Source organism: Lysobacter sp. Root76 (assembly GCF_001428685.1).
In the GTDB taxonomy this organism is placed as follows: Bacteria; Pseudomonadota; Gammaproteobacteria; order Xanthomonadales; family Xanthomonadaceae; genus Lysobacter.
The window spans coordinates 873,968-898,689 of record NZ_LMIK01000001.1 but is presented as its reverse complement, the minus strand read 5'-3'; the positions used below and the strand labels follow the sequence as shown (position 1 = coordinate 898,689).

Below are 24,722 nucleotides of genomic sequence, written 5' to 3'. Positions count from 1 at the left end.
TGCAAGATGATCGTGAAAGACAGCAATGGCACCGCACTGGCCGACGGCGACTCGGTGCTGGTGATCAAGGACCTGAAGGTGAAGGGCACTTCGGTGACGCTCAAGCGCGGCACCCTGTGCAAGAACATCCGCCTGACCGACGACGAAGAGCTGATCGAATGCAACGTCGAAAAGGTCAAAGGGCTGGTGCTGCGGACCGAGTTCCTGAAGAAGGCTTGACCTGAAGAAGGCTGGATCGGCGGCGAGGGGCGCAATCCCCTAGTGCCGACGCTGCCGCCACAGCCACGCCCACAGTTCGGCGGTCGCGTACGCCGGGTCCCAGGCGTTGTGGTTGGCTTGCGCGAACTCCGTGTAGCGCACGTCGCCGCCGGCCTGCTTCAGGGCTTCGACCATGCGTCGCGACTGTTCGGGCGGCACGACATCGTCGCGCGCGCCGTGGAAGGCCCACACCGGAATGCGGTGCAGGCGCTGGGCGGCGATGGTGAACGGGTCGTCGGCCGTCGCCACCTCGTGCAGGTACAGATCGCCGATCGCGGCCGGCGCGGTGACGCCGCCGCAGATCGGAACCAGCGCGGCGAAGCGGTCGGGTTGCATCAGGGCCAGTTCGTAGACGCCGTAGCCGCCACGCGACAGACCGGTCAGCGCGACCCGGTCGGGGTCGCCGCCGAATTCGCCCATCGCCGCGTCCAGGGCGGCCAGCGCCATGCGCGCGGTCTCGCCGGTCCAGGAGGCGCCCTCGGGCGACTGCGGGAACACCGCGATCGCGGGGAAGTCGTCGCGCATGCGGCCGATGTAAGGGCCCAGCCCGGCCGCGAGCTGGCGCTGGTTGTCGTCGCCGCGCTCGCCCGAGCCGTGCAGGAACAGCACGACCGGCGGCCGCGCCCCGCCGGCGCTGCGCGAGGGCACGAACACCTGATAGCGATACGTCCTGCCGTCCAGGTCGAGGGCCCGGGCGACGAAGGCCCCGTGCTGGCGGCTCGCCGGCGTGTGCGTGCAGGAGCCCGCGGCCATCAGCGCGAATAACAGGAAGATCGCCCATTGGCGGGCGGGTAGTGCGCGCAGCATCGTGCTGTCCAGGGCATCCTTGTTGGTCGCATGATTCCGCGCGATTTCGGCGCTGTCCATGCGCGATTCGGCGATTTGACGCGACCGCCACATCGGGACAAGTCCGCGGTCACGTTCCGCCGCATGACCGAGCCGGGCGGCTCGATGGTACGGGCAGTGGGGCGATCGAATGGCGGCATCGGATTCGCTCGAAGGATGGCGCCGGCGATAAGCCAGCCCTGTGCGCCGCATTCAACGCAGCAGGATCAGCGTCGCCAGGCCGAGGAAGCTCAGGAAGCCCATCACATCGGTCAGCGTGGTCAGCACTACGCCGCCGGCCAGGGCCGGGTCGAAGCCCAGGCGCTTGAGCGTGACCGGCACCAGCACGCCGCCGGCGGCGGCGGTCAGCAGGTTGACGGTCAGGGCGACGCCGATCACCAGCGACAGCCCCGGCTGGCGGAACCACAGCAGCACGATCAGCCCCAGGCCGACGCCCAGCACCAGGCCGTTGATCAGCGCGACCGAGAGTTCCTTGCGCAGCAACACGCCGACGTTGGAAGCGCCGATCTGGCCCAGGGCCAGGCCCCGGATCATCAGCGCCAGCACCTGGGTGCCGGCGTTGCCGCCCATGCCGGCGACGATCGGCATCAGTGCGGCCAGCGCGACCAGCTTGGCGATGGAGTCCTCGAACTGGCCGACCACGCTGGCGGCCAGGAAGGCGGTGCACAGATTGACGCTGAGCCAGATCAGGCGGCGCCGGAACGCGCGCCGCACCGGGCTGAACAGGTCCTCGTCCTCGTCCAGGCCGGCCGCGCTCAAGGCCTGGTGCTCGGCCTGGTCGCGGATGATGTCGACCACGTCGTCGATGGTGATGCGGCCGAGCAGGATGTTGTTGTCGTCGACGACCGGGGCGCTGATCCAGTCGTGGTCGGAGAACTGGCGCGCGACTTCGGACGCGGTCTCGGTCATGTCGATCGCCGGCTGCTCGTCGTCGATCAGCTTGTTGATCGGGGTGCCGGGCTCGTGGGTCAGCAACGCGGCCAGGGCGATCCGGCCCAGGTACTGGTGGCGGCGGCTGACCACGTACAGGTGGTCGGTGTGTTCGGGCAGTTCGCCGCGCAGGCGCAGGTAACGCAGGACCACGTCGATGGTGGTGTCGGCGCGCACCGTGACCACATCCGGGTTCATCAGGCGGCCGGCGGTGTCCTCCGGGTACGACAGCACCTGCTCCAGGCGCTCGCGGTTCTCGCGGTCCATCGACTTGAGGACTTCGTCGATGACGGTGTCGGGCAGGTCTTCGACCAGGTCGGCGAGGTCGTCGATGTCGAGGTCTTCGACCGCGGCGACGATCTCGTCGGTGTCCATGTCCGCGAGCAGGCTTTCGCGCACTTCGTCGCCGACGTGGACCAGCACCTCGCCGTCGTCCTCGGGATCGACCAGGCCCCAGACCACCACGCGCTTGGCGGGCGGCAGCGATTCGAGCAGGTTGCCGATCTCGGCGGGCGAGAGGGTGTTGACCAGGCGGCGGACCGGCCCCAGACGGCCGCTGTCGAGCGCGTCGGAAAGCAGTCGCAGCTGACGTGCGGTCTTGTCGTGGCGGACGGCTTCGGCCATGCGGTACTTCCGTTGGCGCGTCGCGGCCACGAGGGCGGCGACTGGGTTAAGCGTTCATAGAGGCATTATCGCCCGCGTCGGCGGCAAAGCCCAGCAAAATCGGCGTTACGACGATGACTCGCGTCGCGTGCGGATGCGTGTTCGCAGGCCATGGGCCCGATGCGAACGCGCGCTGGCGACCGGCTCGCCGCACTTTCGCGGGACAGTCCGGTCCCGCATCGGGCCTGGCCGCGCATGTTGGCCACAATGCGCGTGCCGGCGAGATCGCGGCGTCTACGCATCAGGAGGATGCATGAACATCAGAACGCTGGTCCTGCTCGGACTGATCGTCGCGATCGGCGACGCCCACGCCGAGCAGGGTTGCCCGGACGGCCAATATCCGGGCGGCAATCCGACCGGGCAGCTGTGCATTCCGCTCCCCGGCTACGGCCTCAACGGCGACAGCAAACCCGCCGACGCGGCGCCCGACACGTCGCAGGCGATCGAGCGCGAGTACAAGGCCTGGGCCGCGATCGCCCACGACCCGGGCAAGCGCAGTCTGGGCATGGCCGGGCAGGACAACGGCATCAGCGAGAAAAAGGAGGCCGAGCAGGCCGCGCTCGAAGCCTGCCGCGACAACGGCGGCGGCACCGGCTGCGCGATCCTGCTGAGCTACCGCTCCGAATGCGCGGCGATCGCGGTGGGGATGGGCGCGGACGGCAACGCCGCGCTGTTCGCCGACAAGGGCCGCAGCGAAGCGCAGGCGCTGGCGACTGCGCTCGCGCGCTGCGCCAAGAGCGCGCAGATGTGCCAGAAGCTCAACAGCAACTGCGTGACCGGGAGTTTCCACTTCGACGGCTGGCGCTGAACGCCGCCGCGGCCCCGTTGCCGTGGGGCGCGGCGTGAGCCGCGCTAGCTCGCTTCGACTGCCGGTACGGTCGCGGCAGAGGCTGCTCCTGCATCGCTCATCGACGACGGATTTGGTCTCGCGGCCGCAACCGCCCGACTCAACACGAGCGCAACCAGGCCTCGATCGCCTTGCGGTCGCGCGCGCGCAGCAGGGCCGGCGCGCGCGCGCGCAGCGCGCCCAGGTCCAGTTCGCGGATCGCACGGCGCAGTTCCAGCAAGGTCGCCGGGTGCAGGCTGAATTCCTCCAGCCCCAGCGCCAGCAGCAGCGGCGCGAACGCCGGGTCGCCGGCCATCTCGCCGCATACCGCCACCGATTTGCCGCGCGCCTTGGACAGGCGGATCACGTCGCGGATCAGCCGCAGCACGGCCGGGTGCAGCGGCGTGTAGAGCTCGCCCAGGGCTTCGTTGTTGCGGTCGGCGGCGAGCAGGTACTGGATCAGGTCGTTGGTGCCGATCGACAGGAAGTCGATCGCGCCGATGAAGCTGGGCAGGGCGATGGCGGCCGCGGGCACCTCGATCATCGCGCCCAGCGGGACCTGCTCGGCGATGTCGTGGCCTTCGCGGCGCAGATCGACCGCGACCCGGTCGAGCATGCGGCGCACGCGCCGGACCTCCTCGCGCGAGCTCACCATCGGCACCAGCACCCGCAGCGGGCCGTAGTTTGAAGCCCGCAGCAGCGCGCGCAGCTGGGTTTCGAGCAGGCCGTCGCGGGCCAGCGACAGGCGCACGCCGCGCAGGCCCAGGGCCGGATTGGGTTCGTCGCGCAAGGCTAGGCCGGTGCGGTCGGCCTTGTCCGCGCCCAGGTCGAGCGTGCGGATGGTGACCGAGCGGCCGGTCATGCCCAGGACCACGTCGCGGTAGGCGCGGAACTGTTCTTCCTCGGTCGGCAGCTCGTTGCGCTGCAGAAACAGGAATTCGGTGCGGTACAGGCCGACGCCGGCCGCGCCCAGGGCGTGCGCTTCGGCCACGTCCTCGCGAGATTCGGCATTGGCGTAGAGACGGATGTCGACGCCGTCGACGGTGCGGGTCGGTTCGCGGCGCAGGCGGTGCAGCTGCTTGCGCTCGCGCGCGTGTTCGCGCATGCGGTCGCGGTGCGCTCGCAGGTCGTCGGCGTCGGGTTCCAGGATCACCGTGCCGCTGCTGCCGTCGACGGTCAGGGCATCGCCGTCGTTGATCTTGAGCAGGGCCTGGGCGGTGCCGACCACCAGCGGCAAGTGCAGGCTGCGCGCCAGGATGGCGCTGTGCGACAGCGCGCTGCCGGCGGAGGTGACGATCGCCAGCACGCCCTGGGCCTGCAGCTGCGCCAGTTCGGCCGGCGCGACGTTGTCGGTGACCAGGATTTCGCCGGCCACGCCCTGCATCTCGCCGGCGCGGCGGTGCAAGGCGGCGTGGATGCGGCCGATCACCTGGTCGATGTCGTCGACGCGGCTGCGGAAGTAGGCGTCGTCCATGGCCTCGAACACCGCGGCGATGCGGTCGCGTTGCAGGCGCAGGGCGTAGTCGGCGGCGTAGCGGCCGGTGCGGATCAGTTCGTCCAGGCCATGCAGCAGTTCGGGGTCGTCGAGCAGCAGGGTGTGCAGGTCGAGGAACTCGCCGACTTCGTGCGCGAGCGCGCCGTGCAGGCGGTCGCGCAGCGAGTGCATTTCCCCGCGCACGGTTTCGATGGCGGCGTGCAGGCGCGCCAGTTCGGCCTCGACCTGGGCCGGCTCGATCCGTTCCTCGGCGACTTCCAGCGCATGCGGCAGGCGGACCCGGGCACGGCCCAGGGCGCTGCCACGCGACGCGCCATGTCCGAAGAACGCTTGCCTCATCGAGTCTGCCTCACTGCCGCGCCCTCGCTCAGCTGTCTTCGTCGAAACGGCGATCGAACAGCGCGATCACCGCGTCGGCCGCGGAGGTTTCGTCTTCGCCCTCGACCCGCAGCTTGACCGAGGTGCCCTGGCCGGCGGCGAGCAGCATCACGCCCATGATGCTCTTGGCGTTGACCTCGCGGCCTTTGGCGGTAAGCGTGGCGGAGCTGCGGAAGCCGGAGAGCACCTGCACCAGCTTGGCGGTGGCGCGCGCATGCAGGCCCAGGCGGTTGGAGACGGTCAGTTCGCGTTCGATCATTGCGGGTTCCTCAAAAGCCGTCTCGTCGTTGCGGTGTCGCGGTGTGGTCTGGGGTAGGACATCAGGCCTCGTCGATGATCACGCCGTTGCGCGCGCCGGCCGCGGCGACCGCGGGCAGTTCGTCCAGTTCGAGGTCGGAATAGTTCAATACGCGCAGCAGCATCGGCAGGCTCAGCGCCGAGACCCGGCGCACCGGCGTGCCCAGGCGGGCGACGCGGGCGGCGAGGTTGCTCGGCGACGCGCCGTACAGGTCGGTCAGCACCAGCACGCCCTGGCCGCCGTCGACGCGGCGCAGCGCGGCGCTGGCCATCGGCAGCAGCAGGTCGTGATCGGCGTCGAACGGCACTTCCAGCGCTTCCACCTTCAGCGGCAGCGGGCGCAGCAAACGGCTCGCCACCGCGACCAGCGCGTTGCCGATGCCTTCGTGGGTGATGAGGAGGATGCCGACGCTCATGCAGCCAACTTAACAGACGCCGGTGACAGGCCGGAAGCGTCTGAAGCGCTGCGGATGCGATTTTGCGAGCGGCGTCGGCGACTGCTGCGGCACGGACAGCCCGGAGGCTGCCCGTGCATGGGGCGGACCGGCGGCGGGGCCGTCAGTGGGCCGGCTGCTTGGTGTCGGTCTTGGGCTCGTCCGGCGGGGTCTGGGTGGAGGTGCCTTCGACCGGAGGCGGTGTGCCGGTATCGGTGGCCGGCGGTGGCGGGGCGGTGGTGTCGGTCGGCGGGGCGGCCGTGTCCGCGGGCGGCGCGGTGGTATCGGCCGGTGCGGTGTCGGCGGCCGGCGGCGGCAGTTCCCCGGCCGGCGGTTCGGGCTTGTTGCAGGCACCGAGCGCAACGGTGGCCAGCAGCGCGCCCAGGGCCAGCGCCAACTTGCGATGAGCGAAAGTGTTCATGTGGGGCTCCTTGGTTTCGGGCCGGCCCGCGAGCGCAGTGCGCTCGCCGGCATCGGCTTACTTGCGTTTTTCGCCGTCGTGGCGGTCGCGCCCGGCGAGGTACTCGGCTTGGCTGAGCGCGCCGTCGCCGTCCTGATCGCGGGCGACGAACTCGGCGCTGAGCTTGCTGTCGATCGCAGCTTCGGCCTTGCTGATCTTGCCGTCGCTGTCGACGTCGTACTCGGCGAAGGTGGGAGTGATGCCGGCGGCGTCCTTCGACGGCAGGGGTTGCGAGACCTCGCCGCGGGCGGTCGGCGGCGGGTCCTGCGGCGAGTTGGATTGAGCGAGCGCCAGAGGCGTCGCCAATGCTGCGGACAGCGCGATCAACCACGGCAGCGGGGTGCGAATGGGTGAGGTCATCGTCGGTGCTCCGGTGTGGACGCAGTGCGCTGCGGACAGCGCAGCCTCACCGTACGGTCGCGCGTGTAGAAACGCGGTACGGATGCGCAAAAGTTTCGTAAGGATCTCCGCGCTTAGCGCCGATTCACCTGGTCGACGTGGCGGGGCGGGCGATGAATGCGCCGCGCCGCCGATCGCGCGATACGACGCTACGGAGGCGGCGCGGCCGCGTCGCTCAGTCCAACTCGCGATGGTGCACCGCGACTTCGTTCCAGCCGCGTTCGCGTGCGTGTTCGGCCAGGCGTTCGGCGAGGTAGACCGAGCGGTGACGTCCGCCGGTGCAGCCGAAGGCGACGGTGGCGTAGCTGCGCGTGCTGTCGGCCTGCAGGCGCGGCAGCCAGGTGTCGAGGAACTGGCCGATCTGCTCGACGAACTGCTGCACGTAAGGCTGCCCTTCGAGGTACTCGCGCACGCCGGCGTCGCGGCCGGACAGCGGCCGCAGGGTCGGGTCCCAGTGCGGATTCGGCAGGGCGCGCGCGTCGAACACGAAATCTGCATCGGCCGGCACGCCGCGCCGGTAGGCGAAGGATTCGAACAGCAGCGACATGCCGGTCTCGCCGCCCATGCCGAATTCGGTGATCACGTAGCGACGCAACTGGTGCACGTTGAGGTCGCTGGTATCGACCACGGCGTCGGCGATCTGGCGCAGCGGACGCAGCACCTGGTGTTCGAGCGCGATCGCGTCGGCCAGGGCCAGGCCGAGCTGGCTCAGCGGATGGCGGCGGCGGGTGTCGGCGTAGCGCTTGAGCAGCACCTCGTCGCGGGCATCGAAGAACACCAGCTTGGGATCGACCCCGAGCGCGCCCACCGTCGACAGCCAGCCCGGAATATTGGCCAGATCGCTATGGCGGTTGCGCACGTCGATGCTGACCGCGAGCTTGGCCGGGGCGCCGTCGCCGGCCTGGACCACGCTGCGCACGAATGCGGGCAGCAGCTCGGCGGGCAGGTTGTCGACGCAGTAGTAACCCAGATCCTCGAAGGTGTGCAGCGCCACCGACTTGCCCGAGCCGGACAGGCCGCTGACGATGATCAGGATCGGTTCGACGCTCTGGTTCATGATTCGCCGCGCTCGAGGAAATTGCTGTGGCGCGCGATGAAGGCCGCGGCCGGATCCAGGCCCTTCATGCGCAGGCTGTGCAGACGGGTCGCGGCTTCGGTCAGCACCGCGAGGTTGCGGCCGGGCATGACCGGCAGCGTGATCACCGGCACGTCCAGGTCGAGCACGCGGCGCAGGCCGGTGTCGCCGGTGAGGCGCTCGATGCCCGAGGGCAGGGGCTCGGTCATCGGCTTGGTCAGGTGCACGATCAGGCGCAGGTATTTGTTGTTCTTGACCGCGGTGTCGCCGAACATCTGGCGGATGTTGAGCACGCCCAGGCCGCGCACTTCGAGCAGGTCCTGCAACATCTCGGGGCAGGTGCCGTCGAGCACGTCGGGCGCGATCTGGGTGAACTCGGGCGCGTCGTCGGCGACCAGGCGGTGGCCGCGCGTGACCAGTTCCAGCGCCAGCTCGCTCTTGCCCGATCCGGACTCGCCGGTGATCAGCACGCCGATCGAGTAGATCTCCATGAACACGCCGTGCATGGTGATGCGCGGCGCCAGGGTGCGGGCCAGGTGGTACTGCAGATGGTTGAGCAGTTCGTGGCCGCGCCGCGGCGAGACCCACAGCGCGGTGCCGCTTTCCTCGGCGGCCTGGCGCAGGTCCTCGGGACAGGCCTGGTCCTTGCTGATCACCAGCGCCAGCGGGCGGAACTGGATGATCTTTTCGATGGTTTCCCAGCGCAGGCGCGAGTCCAGCCCGTCCAGCCAGGACAGTTCCTCGCTGCCGAGGATCTGCACCTTGTTGGGGTAGATCGCGTTGAGATAACCGGCCAGCGACGGCCGCCGCGCGACCGTCTCCACCGCTTCGACCACGCGGTCGTCGCCGCGTTGCCCGGCCAGCCAGCGCAGGCTCAGGCGTTCGCGTTGCTGTTCGAACAGTTCCCCGGCGCTGATGCTGGTGGTCATGCGCGCGCCCCGCTGCGCAGGGCGTCGCCGCCGAGCAGGCGCCGGCTCAGCTCGTCGACGTCGGCCGCGCCGCGCAGGGCGGCGCGGAATTCGGCGTCGCCGAAGTGCTCGGCCAGTTCGGCCAGCAGTTGCAGATGCTGTTGCACGTAGTGTTCGGGTACGGTCATGGCGAGCACCAGGTCGACCTTTTCGCCGTCGGCAGCGCCGAAGTCTACCGGTTGTTCGAGGCGCAGAAAGGCGCCGCGGCTGTCGCCGAACAGGGCGCTGCGGCCGTGCGGGATGGCCACGCCGTGGCCGATGGCGGTGCTGGCGAGGCGCTCGCGCGCGCGCAGGCTGTCGGCGACGGCGCCGGTCGCGGCCGGCGTGCCGTCGGCCAGCAGGCGCGCAGCGGCTTCCAGCACGGCGTCGCGATCGCTGGATTGCTCCAGGATCGCGACCCGTTGCGCGCTCAGCAGTTCATGAAGCGGCATCGTTCAACACAGCGTCGGGAGGCGCCGCATTATCCCCGAACGATCAGGTTAATTCGCCGTTCCGGGCGAGACTTTCTCCGCGGTGGTGGTCGACGAGCTTGCTCTTGTGCTTCATCAGCAGGCGGTCGAGCTTGTCTGCGAGCAGGTCGATGGCCGCGTACATGTCGATGGCGGCGGCGTCGCAGTGCAGGGTGCGGCCGGCGAGGTTCACGGTCGCTTCGGCGCGATGGTCGGGCTTGTCGAGGCTGAGTTGGGTGCGAATGTCGAAAGGCTGTTCGTAGTGACGTTGCAGCCGCGCCAGCTTGGATTCGACGTAGTCACGCAGCGCACTGGTGACTTCGAGCTGCTGGCCGTGGGTTTCGATACGCATCGGAGGCCTCCTTACACATCAACTAGGGAATGCGGCTCCGTAGCCGGAGCCACGAGCCCAGCATCGCACGCTGGCGACAAGGCGCAAGGGGTGGAAGACACGAAATCGGGCGGCTGGCGTGAAAAGCCTTGATCCGATGCGGATTTCGCGTGCACTACGACCGCGGATTGCGACCAAAGTCGGGTGCGGGAGTAAAAACGAGGTTAAGAGGCAAGGTGAAGGATGTTCCACGAAGCGGGGGCGATTGCTCCACGCGGTGAAGGCGGCCTTCGCTTCGATCTTTCTTCTTCCGCTTGCGGCAGACGTTGCCGGAGGGCGGATGAGGCAGTCGATGAGGCGGCGTGCGGCGTTCGCGGCCGGCCTCAGCCCATTCGCACCCGGTCCTGCGACGACGGAATGCTCATCGCCTCGCGGTACTTGGCGACGGTGCGGCGCGCCACCGGCACGCCGGTGGCCTTGAGGGTCTCGGCCAGGCGCGCGTCGGACAGCGGCTTGCGCGGGTTTTCGGCCTCGATCAGGCGCCGGATCATGGACTGGATCGCGGTGCTGGAGGCCTCGCCGCCGGCGCCGGTGTCGATGCCGGAGGCGAAGAAGGCGCGCAGCGGCACGGTCCCGCGCGGGGTGCGCGCGTACTTGCGCGAGATCGCGCGCGAGACCGTGGATTCGTGCAGGCCGATCTCGTTGGCGACTTCGCGCAGGGTCAGCGGGCGCAGCGCGCTGTCGCCGAATTCCAGGAACGCGGCCTGCTGCTTGAGCAGGCAGCGGGTGACCTTGAGCAGGGTGTCGCCGCGCGCTTCCAGGCTCTTGAGCAGCCAGCGCGCTTCCTGCAGGTGGCCGCGCAGGTAACTGGCGTCGGCCGCGCTGGCGTGGCGGATCATGCCCTCGTAGGCACGGTGGATCGACACCCGCGGGCGCATGCCGTCGGCCAGGGCGACCCGCCACAGGCCGTGCTGGCGCCAGATCACCACGTCCGGGGCGACGTAGGTATCGGCCGCGATCGCGCCGATCTGGGCGCCCGGGCGGGGGTCCAGCGAGCGCAGCAGCTGGACGGCGGTCTCGACCTCGGCCACTTCCAGCTTGAGTTCGCTGGCCAGCCCGGCCGCGCCGATCTTGGGCAGGCGCTCGAGCGGACCGTTGGCGAGGCGGCCGGCCAGTTCGCGGCCCGGCGTCTCCGCGGGCAGCTGGGCCAGCTGCAGGCTCAGGCATTCGCCCAGCGAGCGCGCGCCGACCCCGACCGGGTCGTAGCGCTGGATCTGGTGCAGGACCGTGGTCAGCTCGTCCACGCCGGCGTCGATGGCCGGCCCCAGCGAGGCGACGATCGCGTCCAGCGGCTCGCGCAGGTAGCCGTCGTCGTCGATGGCCTCGATCAGGGACACGCCGAGCAGGCGGTCGCGCGCGGTCAGCGGGCTCAGGTGCAGCTGCCACAGCAGGTGGTCGTGCAGGGTGTCGGCGTCGGCGACCTGTTCAGCGACCGGGCCGTCGTCGTCCTGGTCGGACGGGCCGATGCGCTGGTACCAGGGTTCGCCGTCGCTGGCGCCCCAGTCGGCTTCCGGCGGCAGGACTTCGCGGTCCTCGCCGGAGGATTCGGGAGATGAGCTTTCGCGCTCGTCGCCGCCGCTGTCGGCGCCGTTGCTGACGCTGATCGCGGTCTCGGTCCAGTCCAGCAGCGGATTGCTTTCCACCGCGGTGACCAGCTCGGCTTCCAGCTCCACCGCCGACAACTGCAACAGACGGATGGCCTGACGCAATTGCGGCGTCATCACCAGCTGTTGGCCTAGCGAGGCTTGGAGGCGGGGCTTCATGCTCGGTTTCTAACGCGACCTGATGGGGCGGGCGGCCGCAAGCGCGTTCCAGGGCTGGCGAAAAACGACGCCTGGAACCCTGCGCAATCGAGCTAAGGTTACAGACGGAAGGTTTCGCCCAGGTACACGCGACGGACGTCGGGATTGGCCAGCAGCGCGTCCGGAGCCCCCTGCGCGAGCACGCCGCCTTCGTTGAGGATATACGCCCGGTCGCAAATGCCCAAGGTCTCGCGCACGTTATGGTCGGTGATCAGCACGCCGATGCCGCGATTCTTGAGGTGGCGCACGATTCGCTGGATCTCGCCGACCGAAATCGGGTCGACGCCGGCGAAGGGTTCGTCCAGCAGCATCAGGCGGGGCTTGGCCGCCAGCGCGCGCGCGATCTCGACGCGGCGGCGCTCGCCGCCGGACAGGCTGGCGCCGATCTGGTCGGCGACGTGGGTCACCTGCAGTTCGTCCATCAGGTTGGCCAGCTCGCGCTCGCGGCCGTTGCGGTCGAGGTCGTCGCGCAGTTCCAGCACCAGGCGCAGGTTGTCGGCGACGCTGAGCTTGCGGAACACCGAGGGTTCCTGCGGCAGGTAGCCGACGCCGTACTTGGCGCGCGCGTACATCGGTTCGCTGGTGATGTCCTTGCCGTCGAGCACGATCTGGCCGGCGTCGGCCGGGACCAGTCCGACGATCATGTAGAAGCAGGTGGTCTTGCCGGCGCCGTTGGGACCGAGCAGGCCGACCACTTCGCCGGCGTCCAGCGTCAGGCCGAAATCGCGCACCACTTCACGCGAACGGTAGGCCTTGCGCAGGCCGCGGGCGACCAGCATCAGCGGCCTCCCTTGGGCGGCGCGGCGGGCTTGCTCTTGGGCTTGAGCGTCATGTTGACGCGGCCGCCGGTGCCGCCGCTTTCGATCTGGCCGGTCTTCATGTTGTAGACGATGCGGTCGCTCTTGATCGTATCGCCGCCCTTGTCGACGTAGGCGTTGCCGGTGAGGATCACGGTGTCCTTCGGCATGTCGTAGTCGACCTTGTTGGCGCGGCCGTTGAACGGCGAGCCGTCGTCCATTTCCTGCTTCAGCGTGACCTGCGAGCCGGTCAGGGTGACGTAGCTGATGTCGCCGTCGGCGCGCTTGATGTCGGCCTTGGCGGCGTTGATGACCAAGGTGCCCTGGACGATCTTGACGTTGCCGCTGAGCAGGCACGGACCGCTGTCGCTGCTGACCGAGCAGTTGCTCTGGTCGGCGCCGACGTCCATGGGCTGGTTGCGGTCCGAAGAACGCGCATGCGCCGCGGTGGCCGCCAGCAGGGCGACGACCAGGCACAGCACCTGCGGCTTAGCGGGCTTTCGCTTCATAGCGGACCTTGACGTTGGGGATGTTGACGTTCTTGGTATCGAGATCGGCCTGCAGTCCCGAGCCGGTCATTATAGTGCCCGGCTGAACCAGCTTAACCGGGGCCGCCGAAGTCGCCTTGTTCGTGTCCGGGAACACGTTCAGCTCCTCGGAGGTGATGGCGACCGGTTTGCCGGAGGCGTCGGTGCTGTCGGCCTGGACCGCGCCGCGCAGGCGCACCTCGTCGGCCTTGGCGCTGACCCAGGCGCTCTTGGAGCGCACTTCCCAGGCGCCGCCCTGGGTTTCGGCCCGAGGCGGGATCAGGAAGGTCGGAGTGGCGATGTCCATGGTCTTGATATTGGGATCGCGCACCAGCTTGGGTGCGCGCAGGGTGAAGGACTCCTTGCCCTGCTTGTCCAGCACGACCACTTCGAAGTCGTTGAGCACGTAGTCCGAGCGCCCGCCGCTGGCCGGAATGCCGCGGTCCTTGTGGCGCTGCGACCACAGCGCCCAGCCGCTGGAGAGCGCGCCGAGCAGCAGGATCGCGGTGATCAGGCCGCGCCAGCTCATGCCAGCACCTGCGCCAGCAGGCGCTCGGCGTGACCCTGCGCGGCCAGCAACAGGTCGCACAGTTCGCGTCCGGCGCCGGCGCCGCCCTGCGCGCCGGTGCGCCAGTGCGCGCGCTCGCGCACCCAGGGGTGGGCGTTGGCGGGCGCGACCGCCAGGCCGACGTGCGCCAGCACCTTCAGGTCGGGCAGGTCGTCGCCCATGAAGGCGACCTCGTCCAGGTCCAGGCCCAGCCGCTGCGCGATCTCGCGCACGCAGGCCAGCTTGTCGGCGACGCGGGTATGCGCCTCGACCCCGAGTTCGGCCGCGCGCTGCTCGGCGATGGTGCTGGCGCGCGCGGTGACGAAGGCCACGGCGATCCCGACCTTGCGCAGCAGCACCAGGCCCTGGCCGTCGTGGACGTGGAAGGCTTTGAGCTCGCGGCCATCGCTGTCGTAAATCAGGCGGCCGTCGGTCAGGGTGCCGTCGACGTCGAAGCAGGCCAGCCGGATCCGGGCGGCGCGTTCGCGGACTTCGGCGGGATAGTCGTTGAGGTGGCTGTAGGGCACGTGGGGATTCGGAATGGGAGGGAGCCGCGAGGCGGGTAGTGCGGGGAAAGGGATCGCGGATCCCGAATCCTGGCCTTTAAACCACTCTAGCGCGCAACAAGTCATGAATATTGAGCGCGCCGACCACGCGCTGTTCAGCGTCCACCACCAGCAGGCCGCTGATCTTGTGGGTTTCCATGAGCTGCGCGGCTTCCACCGCCAGCGCCTCGGGGCCGATGGTCTTGGGCGCGCGGGTCATGACTTCGACGATACGGGTCGAGCGCAGGTCCACGCCCGGGTCGTCGAGGGTGCGGCGCAGGTCGCCGTCGGTGTACAGGCCGAGCAGGCGGCCGGCCTCGTCGACCACCGCGGTCATGCCCAGCCGCTTGCGGCTCATTTCCACCAGCGCCTCGCTGACGCTGGCGTCGGCGGCGATCCTGGGCACGTCGTCGCCGGCGTGCATGATGTCGGTGATGTGCAGCAGCAGGCGCCGGCCGAGCGCGCCGGCCGGGTGCGAGCGGGCGAAATCGTCGGCGGTGAAGCCGCGCGCTTCCAGCAGCGCGACCGCGAGCGCGTCGCCCATCGCCAGCGAGGCGGTGGTGCTGGAGGTCGGCGCCAGCGCCAGCGGACAGGCCTCGGCGGGGACGCTGACGTCGAGGTGGACGTCGGCTTCGCGGGCCATGGTCGACTGGGCGCGGCCGGTCATCGAGATCAGCTTGTTGCCCTGGCGCTTGAGCACCGGCAGCAGCATCAGCACTTCGTCGCTCTCGCCCGAGTAGGACAGCGCCAGCACGATGTCGGCGTCGGTGATCATGCCCAGGTCGCCGTGGCCGGCTTCGCCCGGGTGTACGTAGAAGGCCGGGGTGCCGGTAGAAGCCAGGGTCGCGGCGATCTTGCGCGCGACGTGGCCGGACTTGCCCATGCCGGTGCAGACCACCCGCCCGTGCGCCGCCAGCATCAGCCGGCAGGCCGCGGTGAAGGCGCCGTCGATGCGCGCGGCGACCGCGGCCAGGGCCTGGCCCTCGATCTCGAACACGCGCCGGCCGCTGGCGGCCAGGCCGGCATCGGTGACCGGGTGCGGCGCGGACGCCGCGGTGAGGGGGGAGATCGTCATCGGCACAGGTCGCTCTGGGGACGAAGCGCCGGGCGCTCCGGGTCGGAAAGGGGCCGGCGGCCGGGGCCGCGTCGGCGGGCCTGGCTCGCCGCGCGTTGCCCGAATGCTGGGGCGGGGCGACCGCTGGGACGGGCCGTTCCTTTGCCGCCATTCCGGACCGCGGGGCTTTCCGCTAGGCTAATCCGTGAATTCTATGCGGTTCGTCCGCTGAATGCCCGTCCACCCGGGCGTTACCCCCACTCTCCACGGCTCGCCGTGCCGCGCGCGCAATCGCGCCGACCGGCGTACCGTCGTCCTCCGTCCGAATCCAAGGCTGTGCCCCGAACGTGAACGCCGAAACCATCCAATCCTTGATCGAACAGGGCCTGCCCGGCGCCCGCGCCGACGTGCGCGGCGACGACGGCGTGCATTTCGAAGCCACGGTCGTGGCCGAAGCCTTCCGCGGCAAGCTGCCGCTGGCCCGCCACCGCCTGGTCTACGCGACCCTGGGCGACCGCATGGGCGGCGAGATCCACGCCCTGGCCCTGAAGACCCTCACCCCCGACGAAGCCGCCGCGGCCTGAACCGAGTAGACATTCCATGCAGAAGATCGTGGTCGAGGGCGGGCCGGCACTGAACGGCGAAGTCCAGATTTCCGGCGCCAAGAACGCCGTGCTCCCTATCCTGTGCGCGACCTTGCTGGCCGATGCGCCGGTGACGATCCGCAACGTGCCGCACCTGCACGACGTGGTCACCACCGCCAAGCTGCTGGGCGAGCTCGGTGCCGGCGTGGTCACCGACGGCGCGACCATCACCGTCGATCCGACCACGGTCAACAGCCACGTCGCGCCCTACGAGCTGGTCAAGACCATGCGCGCCTCGGTGCTGGTGCTGGGCCCGCTGCTGGCCAAGTACGGCGAGGCCGAAGTCTCGCTGCCCGGCGGTTGCGCGATCGGTTCGCGTCCCGTCGATCAGCACATCAAGGGCCTGCAGGCGCTGGGTGCGGAGATCACGGTCGAGAACGGCTACATCAAGGCCCACCGCAACGGCCGCCTCAAAGGCGCGCGCTTCGTCTTCGACGTGGTCAGCGTGACCGGCACCGAGAACGTGCTGATGGCCGCGGTCCTGGCCGAAGGCACCAGCGTGCTCGAGAACGCGGCGATGGAACCGGAAGTGGTCGACCTGGCCGACTGCCTCAACGCCCTGGGCGCCAACATCGAACACGCCGGCAGCGGCCGCATCGTCGTCCACGGCGTCGAACGCCTGCACGGCGGCAGCCACGACGTGCTGCCCGACCGCATCGAGACCGGCACCTTCCTGGTCGCCGCCGCGATGACCGGCGGCCGCGTCACCACCACCAGCAGCCGCGCCGACACCCTCGACGCCGTGCTCGACAAGCTGCGCGACGCCGGCGCCAAGATCGAAGTCGACGGCGACCGCATCACCCTGGACATGCAGGGCCGCCGCCCGCGCTCGGTCGACCTGACCACCGCGCCGTACCCGGCGTTCCCGACCGACATGCAGGCGCAGTTCATGGCGCTGAACTGCATCGCCGAAGGCGCGGGCGTGATCAACGAAACGATCTTCGAAAACCGCTTCATGCACGTCAACGAGCTGCTGCGCCTGGGCGCCGACATCCGCGTCGACGGCCACACCTCGGTGGTGCGCGGCGTCGCCAAGCTCAGCGGTGCGCCGGTGATGGCCACCGACCTGCGCGCCTCGGCTTCGCTGATCCTGGCCGGCCTGGTCGCCGACGGCGAAACCACGATCGACCGCATCTACCACCTGGATCGCGGCTACGAGAACATCGAGGCCAAGCTGTCCAAGCTGGGCGCGAAGATCCGTCGCGTGAGTTGACCTTCGGGGCGGCGGTGCAGCGACCGAAAGCCCCGCTGCTGCGGGGCTCTTCTTTTGTCGGGCGCGATCGGGCCGACAGGACGGCCGTGCGGCGCCCGCGGGCCGAAACCTGCGCGGCCGGCGCATCGGCGCATAAAAAAAGCCCCGCGCTCGCGGGGCTCTTGTTTGGGTCGCGTCGCCGGCCGCGTCAGCGCATGCCGCGCACGCGCAGGTCGATCGCGTCCTGGCCCTTGTCGCGCTGCAGGATCCGCGCCGGTACCGGCATGCCGTCGACGACCCAGGCGATGGTCTGCTTGTCGCCGTTGGTGCTGGTGACCTTGGTCGCGGTCTGGCTCTTGCCGCCGACGTCGATGGTTTCCTTGCCGGCCACGGTGTAGGTCAGCTGCTTGACCCGTCCATCCTCGACCATGCGGTAGCTCATCGGCTTGCCGGCCAGCGCGTCGCGGACCAGGGCCAGGTTGATCAACAGCGCGTCCAGGTCGCCGCTCTGCAGCTTGATCGGGCCGGCGCGGTCGGGCTTGACGTCGCCGCCCCAGGTCGCCACGCCACGGCTCCAGTCGTAGGTCGCGGTTTTGTTCTTGCCGCGGGTCAGCACTTTGCTGCTGTCGTTGCCCGACAGGGGCCGCCACTGGCCGGCCTTTTCCTCGAACACGGTCGACTGGCTCAGATTGGCCAGGGCGCTGCTCACTTCCAGGCTGTACTTCCAGCGGCCGGGGCCGGCCGCGGCCAGGGTCATGCGGCCGTTGCCCTGCATGCCCATGTAGCTGGCGGTGTAGTCGGCGCTGAAGGGCTTGATCGCCAGCGCGGGCAGGCTGGCCGTCAGCAACGCGCCGGCCAGCAGCCAGGGCGACAGACGCAGCGACGGAACCTTGGGGGTAGGGGCCATCAGGGAACTCCTCGGTATTCGACCAGACGCAGGTCGTAGGTATCTTGACCGTTTTCGCGCTGCAGTATCCGAACGGGGGTCGGAACGCCCTCCACGACCCAGATCACGGTCTCTTCGTTGCCGCTCTGGACCCGGTTCACGCGCATCGCGCTGTAGCCCATATCGGCGACCGACACGCTTTCCAGCTCCTGCGCGACCACGTACTGGTGCGGGCGCGCGCGGCCGCCGTCGACGAAGCGGTAGCTCAGGGTCTTGCCGGGCTGGGCGTCGCGGATCACCGCCAGATTGATCAGCAGGCCGCTCATGTCGCCCTCCTGCAGGGCGATGGGCTTCTGGCGGGCTTCCTTGACGTAGCCGGTCCAGTGCGCGCTGAGCTTGTTCCAGTCGTAGACGCCGACCACTCGGCGCTTGGAGAACGCCACCTTGCGCAGCAGCGCCTGGCTGAGCGGACGGTAGGTCTCGCCGACCAGGTCGAATACGGTGCTCTGCTGCGCGGCGGCACCGGCTAGGCCCAGCATGCCGTGCTCGGCGCGGATATCCAGGTCGATGCGCCAGTGGCCGCCGGAGGGCACCACCTGCATGGTCGCGTCGCCCAGCACCTTGCCGCTGTTGTAGACCTGATAGTCGGCCACGAACGGTTCCAGCGCGGACGCGCGTGCGGGGAGCAGCGCGCCGAGCAGGGCGGCCGCGAGCAGGGGCAGGAGTGACTTCATAAGCGGAGCGAAGGTCCTTGGGGCGCGAGGCGTCGACGGACGGGGTGGATCGGTGTGAAGGCCCGGTGCGATGGGCGCGGAGCCCTCGACCAAGTGGTCCGCTTCCGGGTTCAGCGGCTCAGCGAATTCCCGGCGGAATCTAAACGCAGGGGGGTAAATAGCGGATGACCGTCCAGGGTCACGTTTGCGCCCTGTTCAGTAATCCGGCCCGCCACGACCAACTGCAAGGTGGCCAACAGCAGCGGGTGTTCCACCGAAAGCACGCGCGCGGCGAGGGTGTCGGCATCGTCGCCGGGAACGATCGGTACCACCGCCTGGGCGATCACCGAGCCGGCATCGAGCTCCGGGATCACGAAATGCACGCTGGCGCCGTGTTCGCGGTCGCCGGCGGCGATCGCGCGCGCATGCGTGCGCAGGCCGCGATGCAGCGGCAGCAGGGAGGGGTGGATGTTGAGCAGGCGGCCGCGGAAGCGGTCCACGAATCCGTTGCCGAGGATGCGCAGGTAGCCCGCGCACAGTACCCAGTCCGGCGCGGATGCGGCGACCGCGTCGGCGAGCGCCGCGTCGAAGTCCTCGCGCGAGGCGTAAGCGCGCGGATCGGCGCTCCAGCGCTGCGCGGCCGGCACCCGCTGCAGGGCGGCGGCCTCGGGCTTGTCCGAGTAGACCCCGACCACCTCGGCGGCCAGACGGCCGTCCGCGATCGCGTCCAGCACCGCCTGCAGGTTGCTGCCGCGTCCCGAGGCGAGGACGGCGATCCGGGGAAGCTGGGGCATGCGGGCGGGGATTCGGGAGCGGAGGCGCATTTTAGGCGATCCGCCGCGGCCGGCGGCGCACGGAGGGCTATCGGCCGACGCCGGTGCGCGGATCGAGTGCCGCCAGGCGTTGCGAAGCGTGCCCGCTCGCTGGGCTCGAATCCGGCCGGACGAATCCTGTCAGGCAAATCCGGTCGGACGAATCTGTTCAGAGCGGCGGCCGTCGCCCGGCCGCGCGGGGTTACGCGGTCAAATGCGAACGCAGGCGTCCGACGTCGGCGCGCCAGTCGTCGTAGTCCTCGGTTTCTTCCCAGAGCTCGCGCAGCTCCGATTCCGGCGCCAGGATCCGGTCGATCGCGCGCAGGGCTTCGCGCACCAGCGCCGTGTCGGCCTGCGGCTGCAGCCGCGCCAGCCAGGCCCGCAGATCGTCCTCGTCGGTGATCGCGGCGGTCGGGCGGCCCAGGGTCGCGGCCAGCACTTCGATCGCCGCCAGGGCCTCGACCGCGACATCCGAATCCAGATAGTCGTCGTCGGCCAGCACCTGCGTAATCGCCACGCGCAGCGGCGCGAGGTCCTCGCCGTCGATCAGGTCCAGCAGCCAGTCGCAGGCGTTGTCGTTGTCGAACGAACCGATGCCCCAGGCGCCCATGCATCCTCCATGAAGGTCGGCCGTGCGCCGCGCGGGTCCGCGCGGCCAGGCCGTCAGCGCGGCCAGTGTCGCAAGAAACCCAGGGCCGTGCGCGCCCGCGCTCAGTCCGGGCCGGGTTCCAGGCCCAGCAGGGCCTGATGGGCGGTGACCGCGTCGGCGCCGCCTTGCGCGGCGATGGCTTCCAGCACCGGGCGCAGGGCGCGCGCCTGCCGCGCCAGTTCGGCGGCGAGCGCCTGCTGGCCGGCGTCGGGCTCGAACGACAGGGCGAGGTCGACGAAGGCTTCCAGGGCCGTGCTGCGCGGCCAGCTGTCGCCGTGGCGCATCAGTTCGCCCAGGAACGGCAGCACCGCGACCGCGACCGCGCAGTAGCTGCCGGCGCGATCGTCGCCGACCGCCTGCAGCACGGCGCGATAGGCGCGCTCGCTGCTGCTGCGGTCGTGCGCGTGCAGGGCTTGCGCCAGGGCGTCGCGCACCGCCGCGGCGTCGATCCCGTCGGGACGGGCGTAGGCGTCCCAGTCGACCGCGGCGACGCGGCCTGCGAAGTCGTGCAGGGGCGAAGGCTCGCTCGCGCTCATGCCCGGCGGCGGCGCGGCCATGCCGCCAGCGCACCCAGGGTCGCCAGGAACATGTCGGTATGCGCGTCCCAGACATCGCCCTGCTGGCCGTTGTAGGACTCGGCTGCCTCAGGCGACATACCCAGCGCGATCGCCCATTCGATCCATTCGTAGATCAGGCTGGTGCACATGATCGCGGCGACCGCGAGCACGAACGCCTGGCGCGCGCTCAGGGCGGGCCAGCGCTGGCGGAAGTATTCGCGCACCGCCGGCGCGAAGCACACGCCGTAGAGGAAATGGATCAGGCGGTCGAAATGATTGCGTTCGAAGCCCAGCGCGCGATCCAGCGACCAGCCGCCGCTCAGCCACTGGATCCAGCGGTCGTAGGGCACGTAGGAATACAGCCAGCGCGCGGCGACGCAGTGCGCGATCATGAAGACGCAGATCGCGACGAAATGGCTGTCGCGCATCGGCCAGCGCCGGTTGTGCAGCCACAGCCAGGCCAGGCCGACCACCGTCAGCACGCTGTGCATGCCTTGTTCGAACGGGCTGGTCGGCGCGATCCAGCTGATCGCGAACACGACCAGCACCGCGCCCAGCGCGATCCCCTGGACCGTGCTCATGCGCCCTTGCGCGTACGTCACCCGCGGCTCAGCCGATATGCACGCGTTCGCCATCGGCACGCGCGACCACCTTGCCGATGCGCCAGTGGGCCAGCTCCATGCGCTGCAGCTCGGCTTCGATCGCGGCGGCGTCCTGCGGCGCCACGATCAGCACGAAACCGATGCCGCAGTTGAAGGTGCGCCACATTTCTTCCTGCGGCACCGCGCCTTCGCGCTGCAGCCACTGGAACACCGGCGGCAGTTCCCAGGACGCGGCATCGATGTCCAGGCCGAGGCCGTCGGGCACCACGCGGATGATGTTCTCGGTCAGGCCGCCACCGGTGATGTGGGCCATGCCGTGGATCGTGTGCTCGCCGCCGTTGCCGCGCAGCAGTTCCAGCACCGGCTTCACGTACAGACGGGTCGGCGCCATCAGCGCGTCGATCAGTTTGACCCCGCCCAGGTCGGTGTCGGCCGGGCGGCCGGCGCGGTCGTAGATGCGCCGGATCAGCGAGTAGCCGTTGGAATGCGGGCCGCTGGAGGCCAGGCCGATCAGCAGATCGCCCTCGCCGACACGGCTGCCGTCGAGCAACTGCGACTTCTCGACCGCGCCGACGGTGAAACCGGCCAGGTCGTACTCGCCCGGCGGATACATGTCGGGCATCTCGGCGGTTTCGCCGCCGATCAGCGCGCAGCCGGACTGCTCGCAGCCGCTCGCGATGCCGCCGACCACCGCCGCGGCGGTGTCCACGTCGAGCTTGCCGGTGGCGAAGTAGTCGAGGAAGAACAGCGGCTCGGCGCCCTGCACCAGGATGTCGTTCACGCACATGCCGACCAGATCGATGCCGATGCTGTCGTGGCGGCCGAGCTGCTGCGCCAGCTTGAGCTTGGTGCCGACGCCGTCGGTGCCGGAGACCAGCACCGGCTCGCGGAACTTGCCGGACAAGTCGAACAGCGCGCCGAAACCGCCCAGCCCGCCCATGACTTCGGGGCGGAAGCTGCGCTTGACCATCGGCTTGATGCGTTCGACCAGGGCATTGCCCGCGTCGATGTCGACACCGGCGTCGCGGTAGGTCAGGGGAGTGGGAGCGTCGGGGGTGGAAGCGGTCACGGCGGCTCCGGCGGGCGCGTTTGAAGAGGACGAGCCCGATATTTTAACAGTCGCGGAGCGTGTGAATGGACGTTGCGGCCCCACTACGGCACCATTTCCTCCATTACGCACCTATGTAGGGACAGCGATGGTTCGGGCAATCCGCGTTTTTCTGGTCGCGACCCTGCTGCTGGCGAGCTCTGCCGCCTTCGCGCAGCGTGTCGAAGGCGATCGTGCCAAGGCTGAGGGCGTCTATGCGGCCGAGGTGCCGGTCAACGGCCAGGGCGAAGCCGAGCGCAACGCCGGTTTCGCGCGCGCGCTGGCGCAGGTGCTGGGCAAGCTCTCCGGCGACCGCGGCGCGGCCGCGCGCCCGGGCGTGGGCCAGGAACTGCGCCGCGCCAAGGACTACGTGGCCGGCTACGACTACCGCCAGGACGAGGGCGTGGGCCCGACCGGGGCGCCCAGCTACCGCACGACTTTGGTGGTCAATTTCGACCAGTCCCAGGTCGACAGCCTGGCCTCGGTACTGGGCCTGCCGGTCTGGCCGACCCCGCGCCCCAAGCCGGTGCTGTGGCTGGCCATCGACGACGGCAGCGGCCCGCGCCTGGTCAGCCTGGCCCAGGCCAACGCCGCCCGTTCGACCCTGAACCGCGCGATCGAGCGCGGCTACCGGCTCGGCCTGCCCACCGGCAACGCCGCTGAACAGGCCACGGTCGGTGCGATCTGGCGCGGCGACAGCGCCGCGGTGGCGCGCGCTTCGGCCCGCTACAGCCCGCCGATGCAGCTGATCGGCAAGCTCTATCGCTCCAAGGCCGGCTGGAAGGCCGACTGGATTTTCGTCGACAGCGGCAAGGTGCTGTCGACCTGGTCCAGCGAAGAGCCCGACGCCCGCCGCGCCATGTCCGGCGGCGCCGACGGTGCCGCCGACGCCCTGATGCGCCGCTACGCCAAGCGCGGCACCGCCGCGGGCCCGCCGGGCATCTACCGCGTCACCTTCACCGGCCTCACCAGCAGCGACGACTTCATCCGCCTGTCCGGCTACCTGCAGCGGCTGGCCGTGGTGCGCCGGATCACCCCGGTGCGGGCGACCCCGGGCGGGGTCGAGTTCGAGCTGGATCTGATCTCCGGCCTGCAGGGCTTCAATCGCATGACCCAGGGCGACGACGTGCTCGAGGCGCAGGAAGGCCTGGAAGGCCAGCCGCCGGTGTACCGGCTGCGTTGATCGGCTGGGTTGATGGCTGATTAGCCCGCTGCGCTGAATCACGAACCGCGACGCGCCGCTCCACGGCGCGTCGCACGCTCGAACCGACAGGATCCCCGGATGGAAACCTCGCCCCTGCACGACATCGCCCAATTCCTGCGTCGCCTGCAATGGGCCGCGCTCGGCCTGGGCGCATGCTGGCTGCTGTGGCTGCTGGCGCCGATCCTGACCCCGTTCGTGGTCGCGGCCCTGCTGGGCTGGCTGGGCGATCCGCTGGTCGACCGGCTCGAACGCGCCGGACGCTCGCGCAACGTCGCCGTGACCCTGGTGTTCACGGCGATGGCATTGCTGGTGCTGCTGGTGCTGGTGATCCTGGTGCCGCTGATCGAACGCCAGATCACCACCCTGATCGCCTCGCTGCCCAGCTACCGCGACTGGTTCATGAACACCGCGCTGCCGTGGGTCGAAGCGCGCAGCGGTCTGGAAATCACCAACTGGCTGGACCTGGAACACATCACCCAGCTGCTGCGCAGCAACTGGGAGCGCGCCGGCGGCGTCGCCAGCACCCTGCTGGGCTACCTGTCGCGCTCGGGCTTCGCCCTGATCGGCATGGCCGCCAACATCGCCCTGCTGCCGGTGATCACCTTCTTCTTCCTGCGCGACTGGGACCTGATGGTCGCGCGCGTGGCTTCGCTGATTCCGCGCAACCACCTCGACATCGTCGGCCGCCTCGCGCGCGAGTCCAGCGACGTGCTCGGCGCGTTCCTGCGCGGCCAGTTCCTGGTCATGCTGATCCTGGGCGTGATGTACGGCCTGGGTCTGTGGGCGGTGGGTCTGGACCTGGGCATCCTGATCGGCCTGATCGCCGGCCTGCTGACCTTCGTGCCCTACCTGGGCCCGGCCAGCGGCATCATCCTGGGCACCATCGCCGCGCTGGTCCAGTACGGCGACTGGAAGTACGTCGCCGGCGTGCTGACGGTGTTCGGCATCGGCCAGCTGATCGAAGGCTATTGGCTCACGCCCAAGCTGGTCGGCGACCGCATCGGCCTGCATCCGGTGGCGGTGATCTTCGCCGTGCTCGCCGGCGGCCAGCTGTTCGGGTTCCTCGGCATGCTGCTGGCGCTGCCGGTGGCGGCGGTCGCCAACGTGCTGCTGCGCTACGCCCAGGAACGCTACACCCACAGCCGCCTGTACGCGGGCACGCCGTCAGCGATCCTGCTGGAGCCGGGTCCGCACATCGTGACGGCGCCGAGCGAGCGCGAAGCCGAGTGAATACG

General features: G+C 69.8%; 29 protein-coding genes and 1 pseudogene. 6 read left to right on the top strand and 24 right to left on the bottom strand.

Annotated features, from left to right (window positions below; genetic code table 11):
* Positions 1 to 9 precede the first annotated feature (9 nt).
* Positions 10 to 219 (top strand): annotated as a pseudogene (locus ASE10_RS03705) (alkylphosphonate utilization protein); the annotation flags it as partial.
* Positions 220 to 258: 39 nt separating this feature from the next.
* Here ASE10_RS03705 and ASE10_RS03700 read toward each other — a convergent pair.
* Together ASE10_RS03700 and mgtE are read right to left on the bottom strand one after the other, a co-directional pair.
* A complete protein-coding gene (locus ASE10_RS03700; protein ID WP_055904018.1) occupies positions 259 to 1,065 on the bottom strand; it encodes a prolyl oligopeptidase family serine peptidase in 807 nt (268 codons plus the stop codon).
* A gap of 231 nt (positions 1,066 to 1,296) precedes the next feature.
* A complete protein-coding gene (mgtE, locus tag ASE10_RS03695) occupies positions 1,297 to 2,658 on the bottom strand; it encodes a magnesium transporter (RefSeq protein WP_055903373.1) in 1,362 nt (453 codons plus the stop codon).
* Between the two features lie 292 nt (positions 2,659 to 2,950).
* On the opposite strand from mgtE, the gene ASE10_RS03690 reads away from it, so the two are divergent.
* Positions 2,951 to 3,505, top strand: coding sequence for a DUF4189 domain-containing protein (locus ASE10_RS03690; protein ID WP_055903370.1), 555 nt, complete (start codon positions 2,951 to 2,953; stop codon positions 3,503 to 3,505).
* A 139-nt stretch (positions 3,506 to 3,644) separates the two neighbouring features.
* Here ASE10_RS03690 and ptsP read toward each other — a convergent pair whose 3' ends face one another.
* The 15 genes from ptsP to ASE10_RS03615 form a co-directional block, all read right to left on the bottom strand.
* Positions 3,645 to 5,357, bottom strand: coding sequence for a phosphoenolpyruvate--protein phosphotransferase (ptsP, locus tag ASE10_RS03685; protein WP_055903366.1), 1,713 nt, complete (start codon positions 5,355 to 5,357; stop codon positions 3,645 to 3,647).
* 28 nt (positions 5,358 to 5,385) lie between these two features.
* A complete protein-coding gene (locus tag ASE10_RS03680; protein ID WP_055903365.1) occupies positions 5,386 to 5,655 on the bottom strand; it encodes an HPr family phosphocarrier protein in 270 nt (89 codons plus the stop codon).
* 61 nt (positions 5,656 to 5,716) lie between these two features.
* The gene (locus ASE10_RS03675; RefSeq protein ID WP_055903362.1) at positions 5,717 to 6,109 is read right to left on the bottom strand and encodes a PTS fructose IIA subunit family protein; all 393 of its coding nucleotides are present in this window, start codon (positions 6,107 to 6,109) and stop codon (positions 5,717 to 5,719) included.
* A gap of 142 nt (positions 6,110 to 6,251) precedes the next feature.
* Positions 6,252 to 6,548, bottom strand: coding sequence for a hypothetical protein (locus ASE10_RS20690; RefSeq protein WP_055903358.1), 297 nt, complete (start codon positions 6,546 to 6,548; stop codon positions 6,252 to 6,254).
* A gap of 57 nt (positions 6,549 to 6,605) precedes the next feature.
* Positions 6,606 to 6,947, bottom strand: a complete 342-nt coding sequence (locus ASE10_RS03665; protein WP_156087599.1) for a hypothetical protein — start codon at positions 6,945 to 6,947, stop codon at positions 6,606 to 6,608.
* 214 nt (positions 6,948 to 7,161) lie between these two features.
* Complete coding sequence (gene rapZ, locus ASE10_RS03660) at positions 7,162 to 8,043, bottom strand: RNase adapter RapZ (protein WP_055903352.1); 882 nt, start codon at positions 8,041 to 8,043, stop codon at positions 7,162 to 7,164.
* Positions 8,040 to 8,990 carry an HPr(Ser) kinase/phosphatase gene (gene hprK / locus ASE10_RS03655; RefSeq protein ID WP_055903348.1) on the bottom strand — a complete coding sequence of 317 codons (951 nt, stop codon included), beginning with the start codon at positions 8,988 to 8,990 and terminating at the stop codon, positions 8,040 to 8,042. The genes rapZ and hprK overlap by 4 nt, the downstream gene beginning before the upstream one ends.
* A complete protein-coding gene (locus tag ASE10_RS03650; protein ID WP_055903346.1) occupies positions 8,987 to 9,460 on the bottom strand; it encodes a PTS sugar transporter subunit IIA in 474 nt (157 codons plus the stop codon). The genes hprK and ASE10_RS03650 overlap by 4 nt, the downstream gene beginning before the upstream one ends.
* Before the next feature lie 43 nt (positions 9,461 to 9,503).
* On the bottom strand, positions 9,504 to 9,830 hold the full coding sequence (gene raiA / locus ASE10_RS03645) for a ribosome-associated translation inhibitor RaiA (protein ID WP_055903344.1): 327 nt from the start codon (positions 9,828 to 9,830) through the stop codon (positions 9,504 to 9,506).
* Between the two features lie 362 nt (positions 9,831 to 10,192).
* The gene (locus ASE10_RS03640) at positions 10,193 to 11,632 is read right to left on the bottom strand and encodes an RNA polymerase factor sigma-54 (RefSeq protein WP_055903342.1); all 1,440 of its coding nucleotides are present in this window, start codon (positions 11,630 to 11,632) and stop codon (positions 10,193 to 10,195) included.
* A 98-nt stretch (positions 11,633 to 11,730) separates the two neighbouring features.
* Positions 11,731 to 12,450 (bottom strand): LPS export ABC transporter ATP-binding protein, encoded by a 720-nt coding sequence (gene lptB, locus ASE10_RS03635; RefSeq protein WP_055903341.1) that lies wholly within the window; start codon positions 12,448 to 12,450, stop codon positions 11,731 to 11,733.
* Positions 12,450 to 12,977, bottom strand: a complete 528-nt coding sequence (lptA, locus tag ASE10_RS03630) for a lipopolysaccharide transport periplasmic protein LptA (RefSeq protein ID WP_055903340.1) — start codon at positions 12,975 to 12,977, stop codon at positions 12,450 to 12,452. The genes lptB and lptA overlap by 1 nt, the downstream gene beginning before the upstream one ends.
* A complete protein-coding gene (gene lptC / locus ASE10_RS03625) occupies positions 12,958 to 13,524 on the bottom strand; it encodes an LPS export ABC transporter periplasmic protein LptC (protein ID WP_055903339.1) in 567 nt (188 codons plus the stop codon). Before lptC ends, lptA begins: the two co-directional genes overlap by 20 nt.
* Positions 13,521 to 14,069 carry an HAD hydrolase family protein gene (locus ASE10_RS03620; protein ID WP_055903336.1) on the bottom strand — a complete coding sequence of 183 codons (549 nt, stop codon included), beginning with the start codon at positions 14,067 to 14,069 and terminating at the stop codon, positions 13,521 to 13,523. The genes lptC and ASE10_RS03620 overlap by 4 nt, the downstream gene beginning before the upstream one ends.
* A 76-nt stretch (positions 14,070 to 14,145) precedes the next feature.
* The gene (locus ASE10_RS03615; protein ID WP_056305009.1) at positions 14,146 to 15,162 is read right to left on the bottom strand and encodes a KpsF/GutQ family sugar-phosphate isomerase; all 1,017 of its coding nucleotides are present in this window, start codon (positions 15,160 to 15,162) and stop codon (positions 14,146 to 14,148) included.
* Positions 15,163 to 15,488: 326 nt separating this feature from the next.
* Here ASE10_RS03615 and ASE10_RS03610 point away from each other — a divergent pair, with 326 nt between their 5' ends.
* The gene (locus ASE10_RS03610; protein WP_055903328.1) at positions 15,489 to 15,725 is read left to right on the top strand and encodes a BolA/IbaG family iron-sulfur metabolism protein; all 237 of its coding nucleotides are present in this window, start codon (positions 15,489 to 15,491) and stop codon (positions 15,723 to 15,725) included.
* 16 nt (positions 15,726 to 15,741) lie between these two features.
* Positions 15,742 to 16,998 carry a UDP-N-acetylglucosamine 1-carboxyvinyltransferase gene (gene murA / locus ASE10_RS03605; RefSeq protein WP_055903326.1) on the top strand — a complete coding sequence of 419 codons (1,257 nt, stop codon included), beginning with the start codon at positions 15,742 to 15,744 and terminating at the stop codon, positions 16,996 to 16,998.
* A gap of 187 nt (positions 16,999 to 17,185) precedes the next feature.
* Here the strand turns inward: murA and ASE10_RS03600 are convergent, their stop codons facing one another.
* The 7 genes from ASE10_RS03600 to purM form a co-directional block, all read right to left on the bottom strand.
* The gene (locus tag ASE10_RS03600; protein WP_055903324.1) at positions 17,186 to 17,884 is read right to left on the bottom strand and encodes a DUF3108 domain-containing protein; all 699 of its coding nucleotides are present in this window, start codon (positions 17,882 to 17,884) and stop codon (positions 17,186 to 17,188) included.
* Positions 17,884 to 18,597 (bottom strand): DUF3108 domain-containing protein, encoded by a 714-nt coding sequence (locus tag ASE10_RS03595; RefSeq protein ID WP_082586041.1) that lies wholly within the window; start codon positions 18,595 to 18,597, stop codon positions 17,884 to 17,886. The genes ASE10_RS03600 and ASE10_RS03595 overlap by 1 nt, the downstream gene beginning before the upstream one ends.
* Positions 18,598 to 18,707: 110 nt before the next feature.
* A complete protein-coding gene (gene purN, locus ASE10_RS03590; RefSeq protein WP_055903322.1) occupies positions 18,708 to 19,370 on the bottom strand; it encodes a phosphoribosylglycinamide formyltransferase in 663 nt (220 codons plus the stop codon).
* Positions 19,371 to 19,590: 220 nt separating this feature from the next.
* Positions 19,591 to 19,998 (bottom strand): DUF4259 domain-containing protein, encoded by a 408-nt coding sequence (locus ASE10_RS20515; protein WP_055903320.1) that lies wholly within the window; start codon positions 19,996 to 19,998, stop codon positions 19,591 to 19,593.
* A 101-nt stretch (positions 19,999 to 20,099) separates the two neighbouring features.
* Positions 20,100 to 20,573, bottom strand: a complete 474-nt coding sequence (locus tag ASE10_RS20510) for a hypothetical protein (RefSeq protein ID WP_162250443.1) — start codon at positions 20,571 to 20,573, stop codon at positions 20,100 to 20,102.
* Positions 20,570 to 21,175 carry a DUF2238 domain-containing protein gene (locus ASE10_RS03575; RefSeq protein WP_055903232.1) on the bottom strand — a complete coding sequence of 202 codons (606 nt, stop codon included), beginning with the start codon at positions 21,173 to 21,175 and terminating at the stop codon, positions 20,570 to 20,572. The genes ASE10_RS20510 and ASE10_RS03575 overlap by 4 nt, the downstream gene beginning before the upstream one ends.
* Positions 21,176 to 21,203: 28 nt before the next feature.
* Positions 21,204 to 22,265, bottom strand: a complete 1,062-nt coding sequence (gene purM / locus ASE10_RS03570) for a phosphoribosylformylglycinamidine cyclo-ligase (RefSeq protein ID WP_055903230.1) — start codon at positions 22,263 to 22,265, stop codon at positions 21,204 to 21,206.
* Between the two features lie 127 nt (positions 22,266 to 22,392).
* Between purM and ASE10_RS03565 the strand changes: the two genes are divergently transcribed.
* Together ASE10_RS03565 and ASE10_RS03560 are read left to right on the top strand one after the other, a co-directional pair.
* On the top strand, positions 22,393 to 23,466 hold the full coding sequence (locus ASE10_RS03565) for a DUF2066 domain-containing protein (RefSeq protein ID WP_055903228.1): 1,074 nt from the start codon (positions 22,393 to 22,395) through the stop codon (positions 23,464 to 23,466).
* A gap of 99 nt (positions 23,467 to 23,565) precedes the next feature.
* Positions 23,566 to 24,717 carry an AI-2E family transporter gene (locus tag ASE10_RS03560; protein ID WP_055903226.1) on the top strand — a complete coding sequence of 384 codons (1,152 nt, stop codon included), beginning with the start codon at positions 23,566 to 23,568 and terminating at the stop codon, positions 24,715 to 24,717.
* The last annotated feature ends 5 nt before the right edge of the window (positions 24,718 to 24,722 follow it).

Bases quoted from the DNA above. Each gene is read 5' to 3' on its own strand.
- rapZ (WP_055903352.1), bottom strand. From the start codon at position 8,043: ATGAACCAGAGCGTCGAACCGATCCTGATCATCGTCAGCGGCCTGTCC.
- ASE10_RS20515 (WP_055903320.1), bottom strand. From the start codon at position 19,998: ATGGGCGCCTGGGGCATCGGTTCGTTCGACAACGACAACGCCTGCGAC.
- lptA (WP_055903340.1), bottom strand. From the start codon at position 12,977: ATGAAGCGAAAGCCCGCTAAGCCGCAGGTGCTGTGCCTGGTCGTCGCC.
- murA (WP_055903326.1), top strand. From the start codon at position 15,742: ATGCAGAAGATCGTGGTCGAGGGCGGGCCGGCACTGAACGGCGAAGTC.
- ptsP (WP_055903366.1), bottom strand. From the start codon at position 5,357: ATGAGGCAAGCGTTCTTCGGACATGGCGCGTCGCGTGGCAGCGCCCTG.
- ASE10_RS03560 (WP_055903226.1), top strand. From the start codon at position 23,566: ATGGAAACCTCGCCCCTGCACGACATCGCCCAATTCCTGCGTCGCCTG.
- ASE10_RS03700 (WP_055904018.1), bottom strand. From the start codon at position 1,065: ATGCTGCGCGCACTACCCGCCCGCCAATGGGCGATCTTCCTGTTATTC.
- ASE10_RS20690 (WP_055903358.1), bottom strand. From the start codon at position 6,548: ATGAACACTTTCGCTCATCGCAAGTTGGCGCTGGCCCTGGGCGCGCTG.
- raiA (WP_055903344.1), bottom strand. From the start codon at position 9,830: ATGCGTATCGAAACCCACGGCCAGCAGCTCGAAGTCACCAGTGCGCTG.
- ASE10_RS03650 (WP_055903346.1), bottom strand. From the start codon at position 9,460: ATGCCGCTTCATGAACTGCTGAGCGCGCAACGGGTCGCGATCCTGGAG.
- ASE10_RS20510 (WP_162250443.1), bottom strand. From the start codon at position 20,573: ATGAGCGCGAGCGAGCCTTCGCCCCTGCACGACTTCGCAGGCCGCGTC.
- ASE10_RS03680 (WP_055903365.1), bottom strand. From the start codon at position 5,655: ATGATCGAACGCGAACTGACCGTCTCCAACCGCCTGGGCCTGCATGCG.
- ASE10_RS03690 (WP_055903370.1), top strand. From the start codon at position 2,951: ATGAACATCAGAACGCTGGTCCTGCTCGGACTGATCGTCGCGATCGGC.
- ASE10_RS03575 (WP_055903232.1), bottom strand. From the start codon at position 21,175: ATGAGCACGGTCCAGGGGATCGCGCTGGGCGCGGTGCTGGTCGTGTTC.
- mgtE (WP_055903373.1), bottom strand. From the start codon at position 2,658: ATGGCCGAAGCCGTCCGCCACGACAAGACCGCACGTCAGCTGCGACTG.
- ASE10_RS03640 (WP_055903342.1), bottom strand. From the start codon at position 11,632: ATGAAGCCCCGCCTCCAAGCCTCGCTAGGCCAACAGCTGGTGATGACG.
- lptC (WP_055903339.1), bottom strand. From the start codon at position 13,524: ATGAGCTGGCGCGGCCTGATCACCGCGATCCTGCTGCTCGGCGCGCTC.
- lptB (WP_055903341.1), bottom strand. From the start codon at position 12,450: ATGCTGGTCGCCCGCGGCCTGCGCAAGGCCTACCGTTCGCGTGAAGTG.
- ASE10_RS03615 (WP_056305009.1), bottom strand. From the start codon at position 15,162: ATGACGATCTCCCCCCTCACCGCGGCGTCCGCGCCGCACCCGGTCACC.
- ASE10_RS03665 (WP_156087599.1), bottom strand. From the start codon at position 6,947: ATGACCTCACCCATTCGCACCCCGCTGCCGTGGTTGATCGCGCTGTCC.
- hprK (WP_055903348.1), bottom strand. From the start codon at position 8,990: ATGACCACCAGCATCAGCGCCGGGGAACTGTTCGAACAGCAACGCGAA.
- ASE10_RS03675 (WP_055903362.1), bottom strand. From the start codon at position 6,109: ATGAGCGTCGGCATCCTCCTCATCACCCACGAAGGCATCGGCAACGCG.
- purN (WP_055903322.1), bottom strand. From the start codon at position 19,370: ATGCCCCAGCTTCCCCGGATCGCCGTCCTCGCCTCGGGACGCGGCAGC.
- ASE10_RS03565 (WP_055903228.1), top strand. From the start codon at position 22,393: ATGGTTCGGGCAATCCGCGTTTTTCTGGTCGCGACCCTGCTGCTGGCG.
- ASE10_RS03595 (WP_082586041.1), bottom strand. From the start codon at position 18,597: ATGAAGTCACTCCTGCCCCTGCTCGCGGCCGCCCTGCTCGGCGCGCTG.
- ASE10_RS03600 (WP_055903324.1), bottom strand. From the start codon at position 17,884: ATGGCCCCTACCCCCAAGGTTCCGTCGCTGCGTCTGTCGCCCTGGCTG.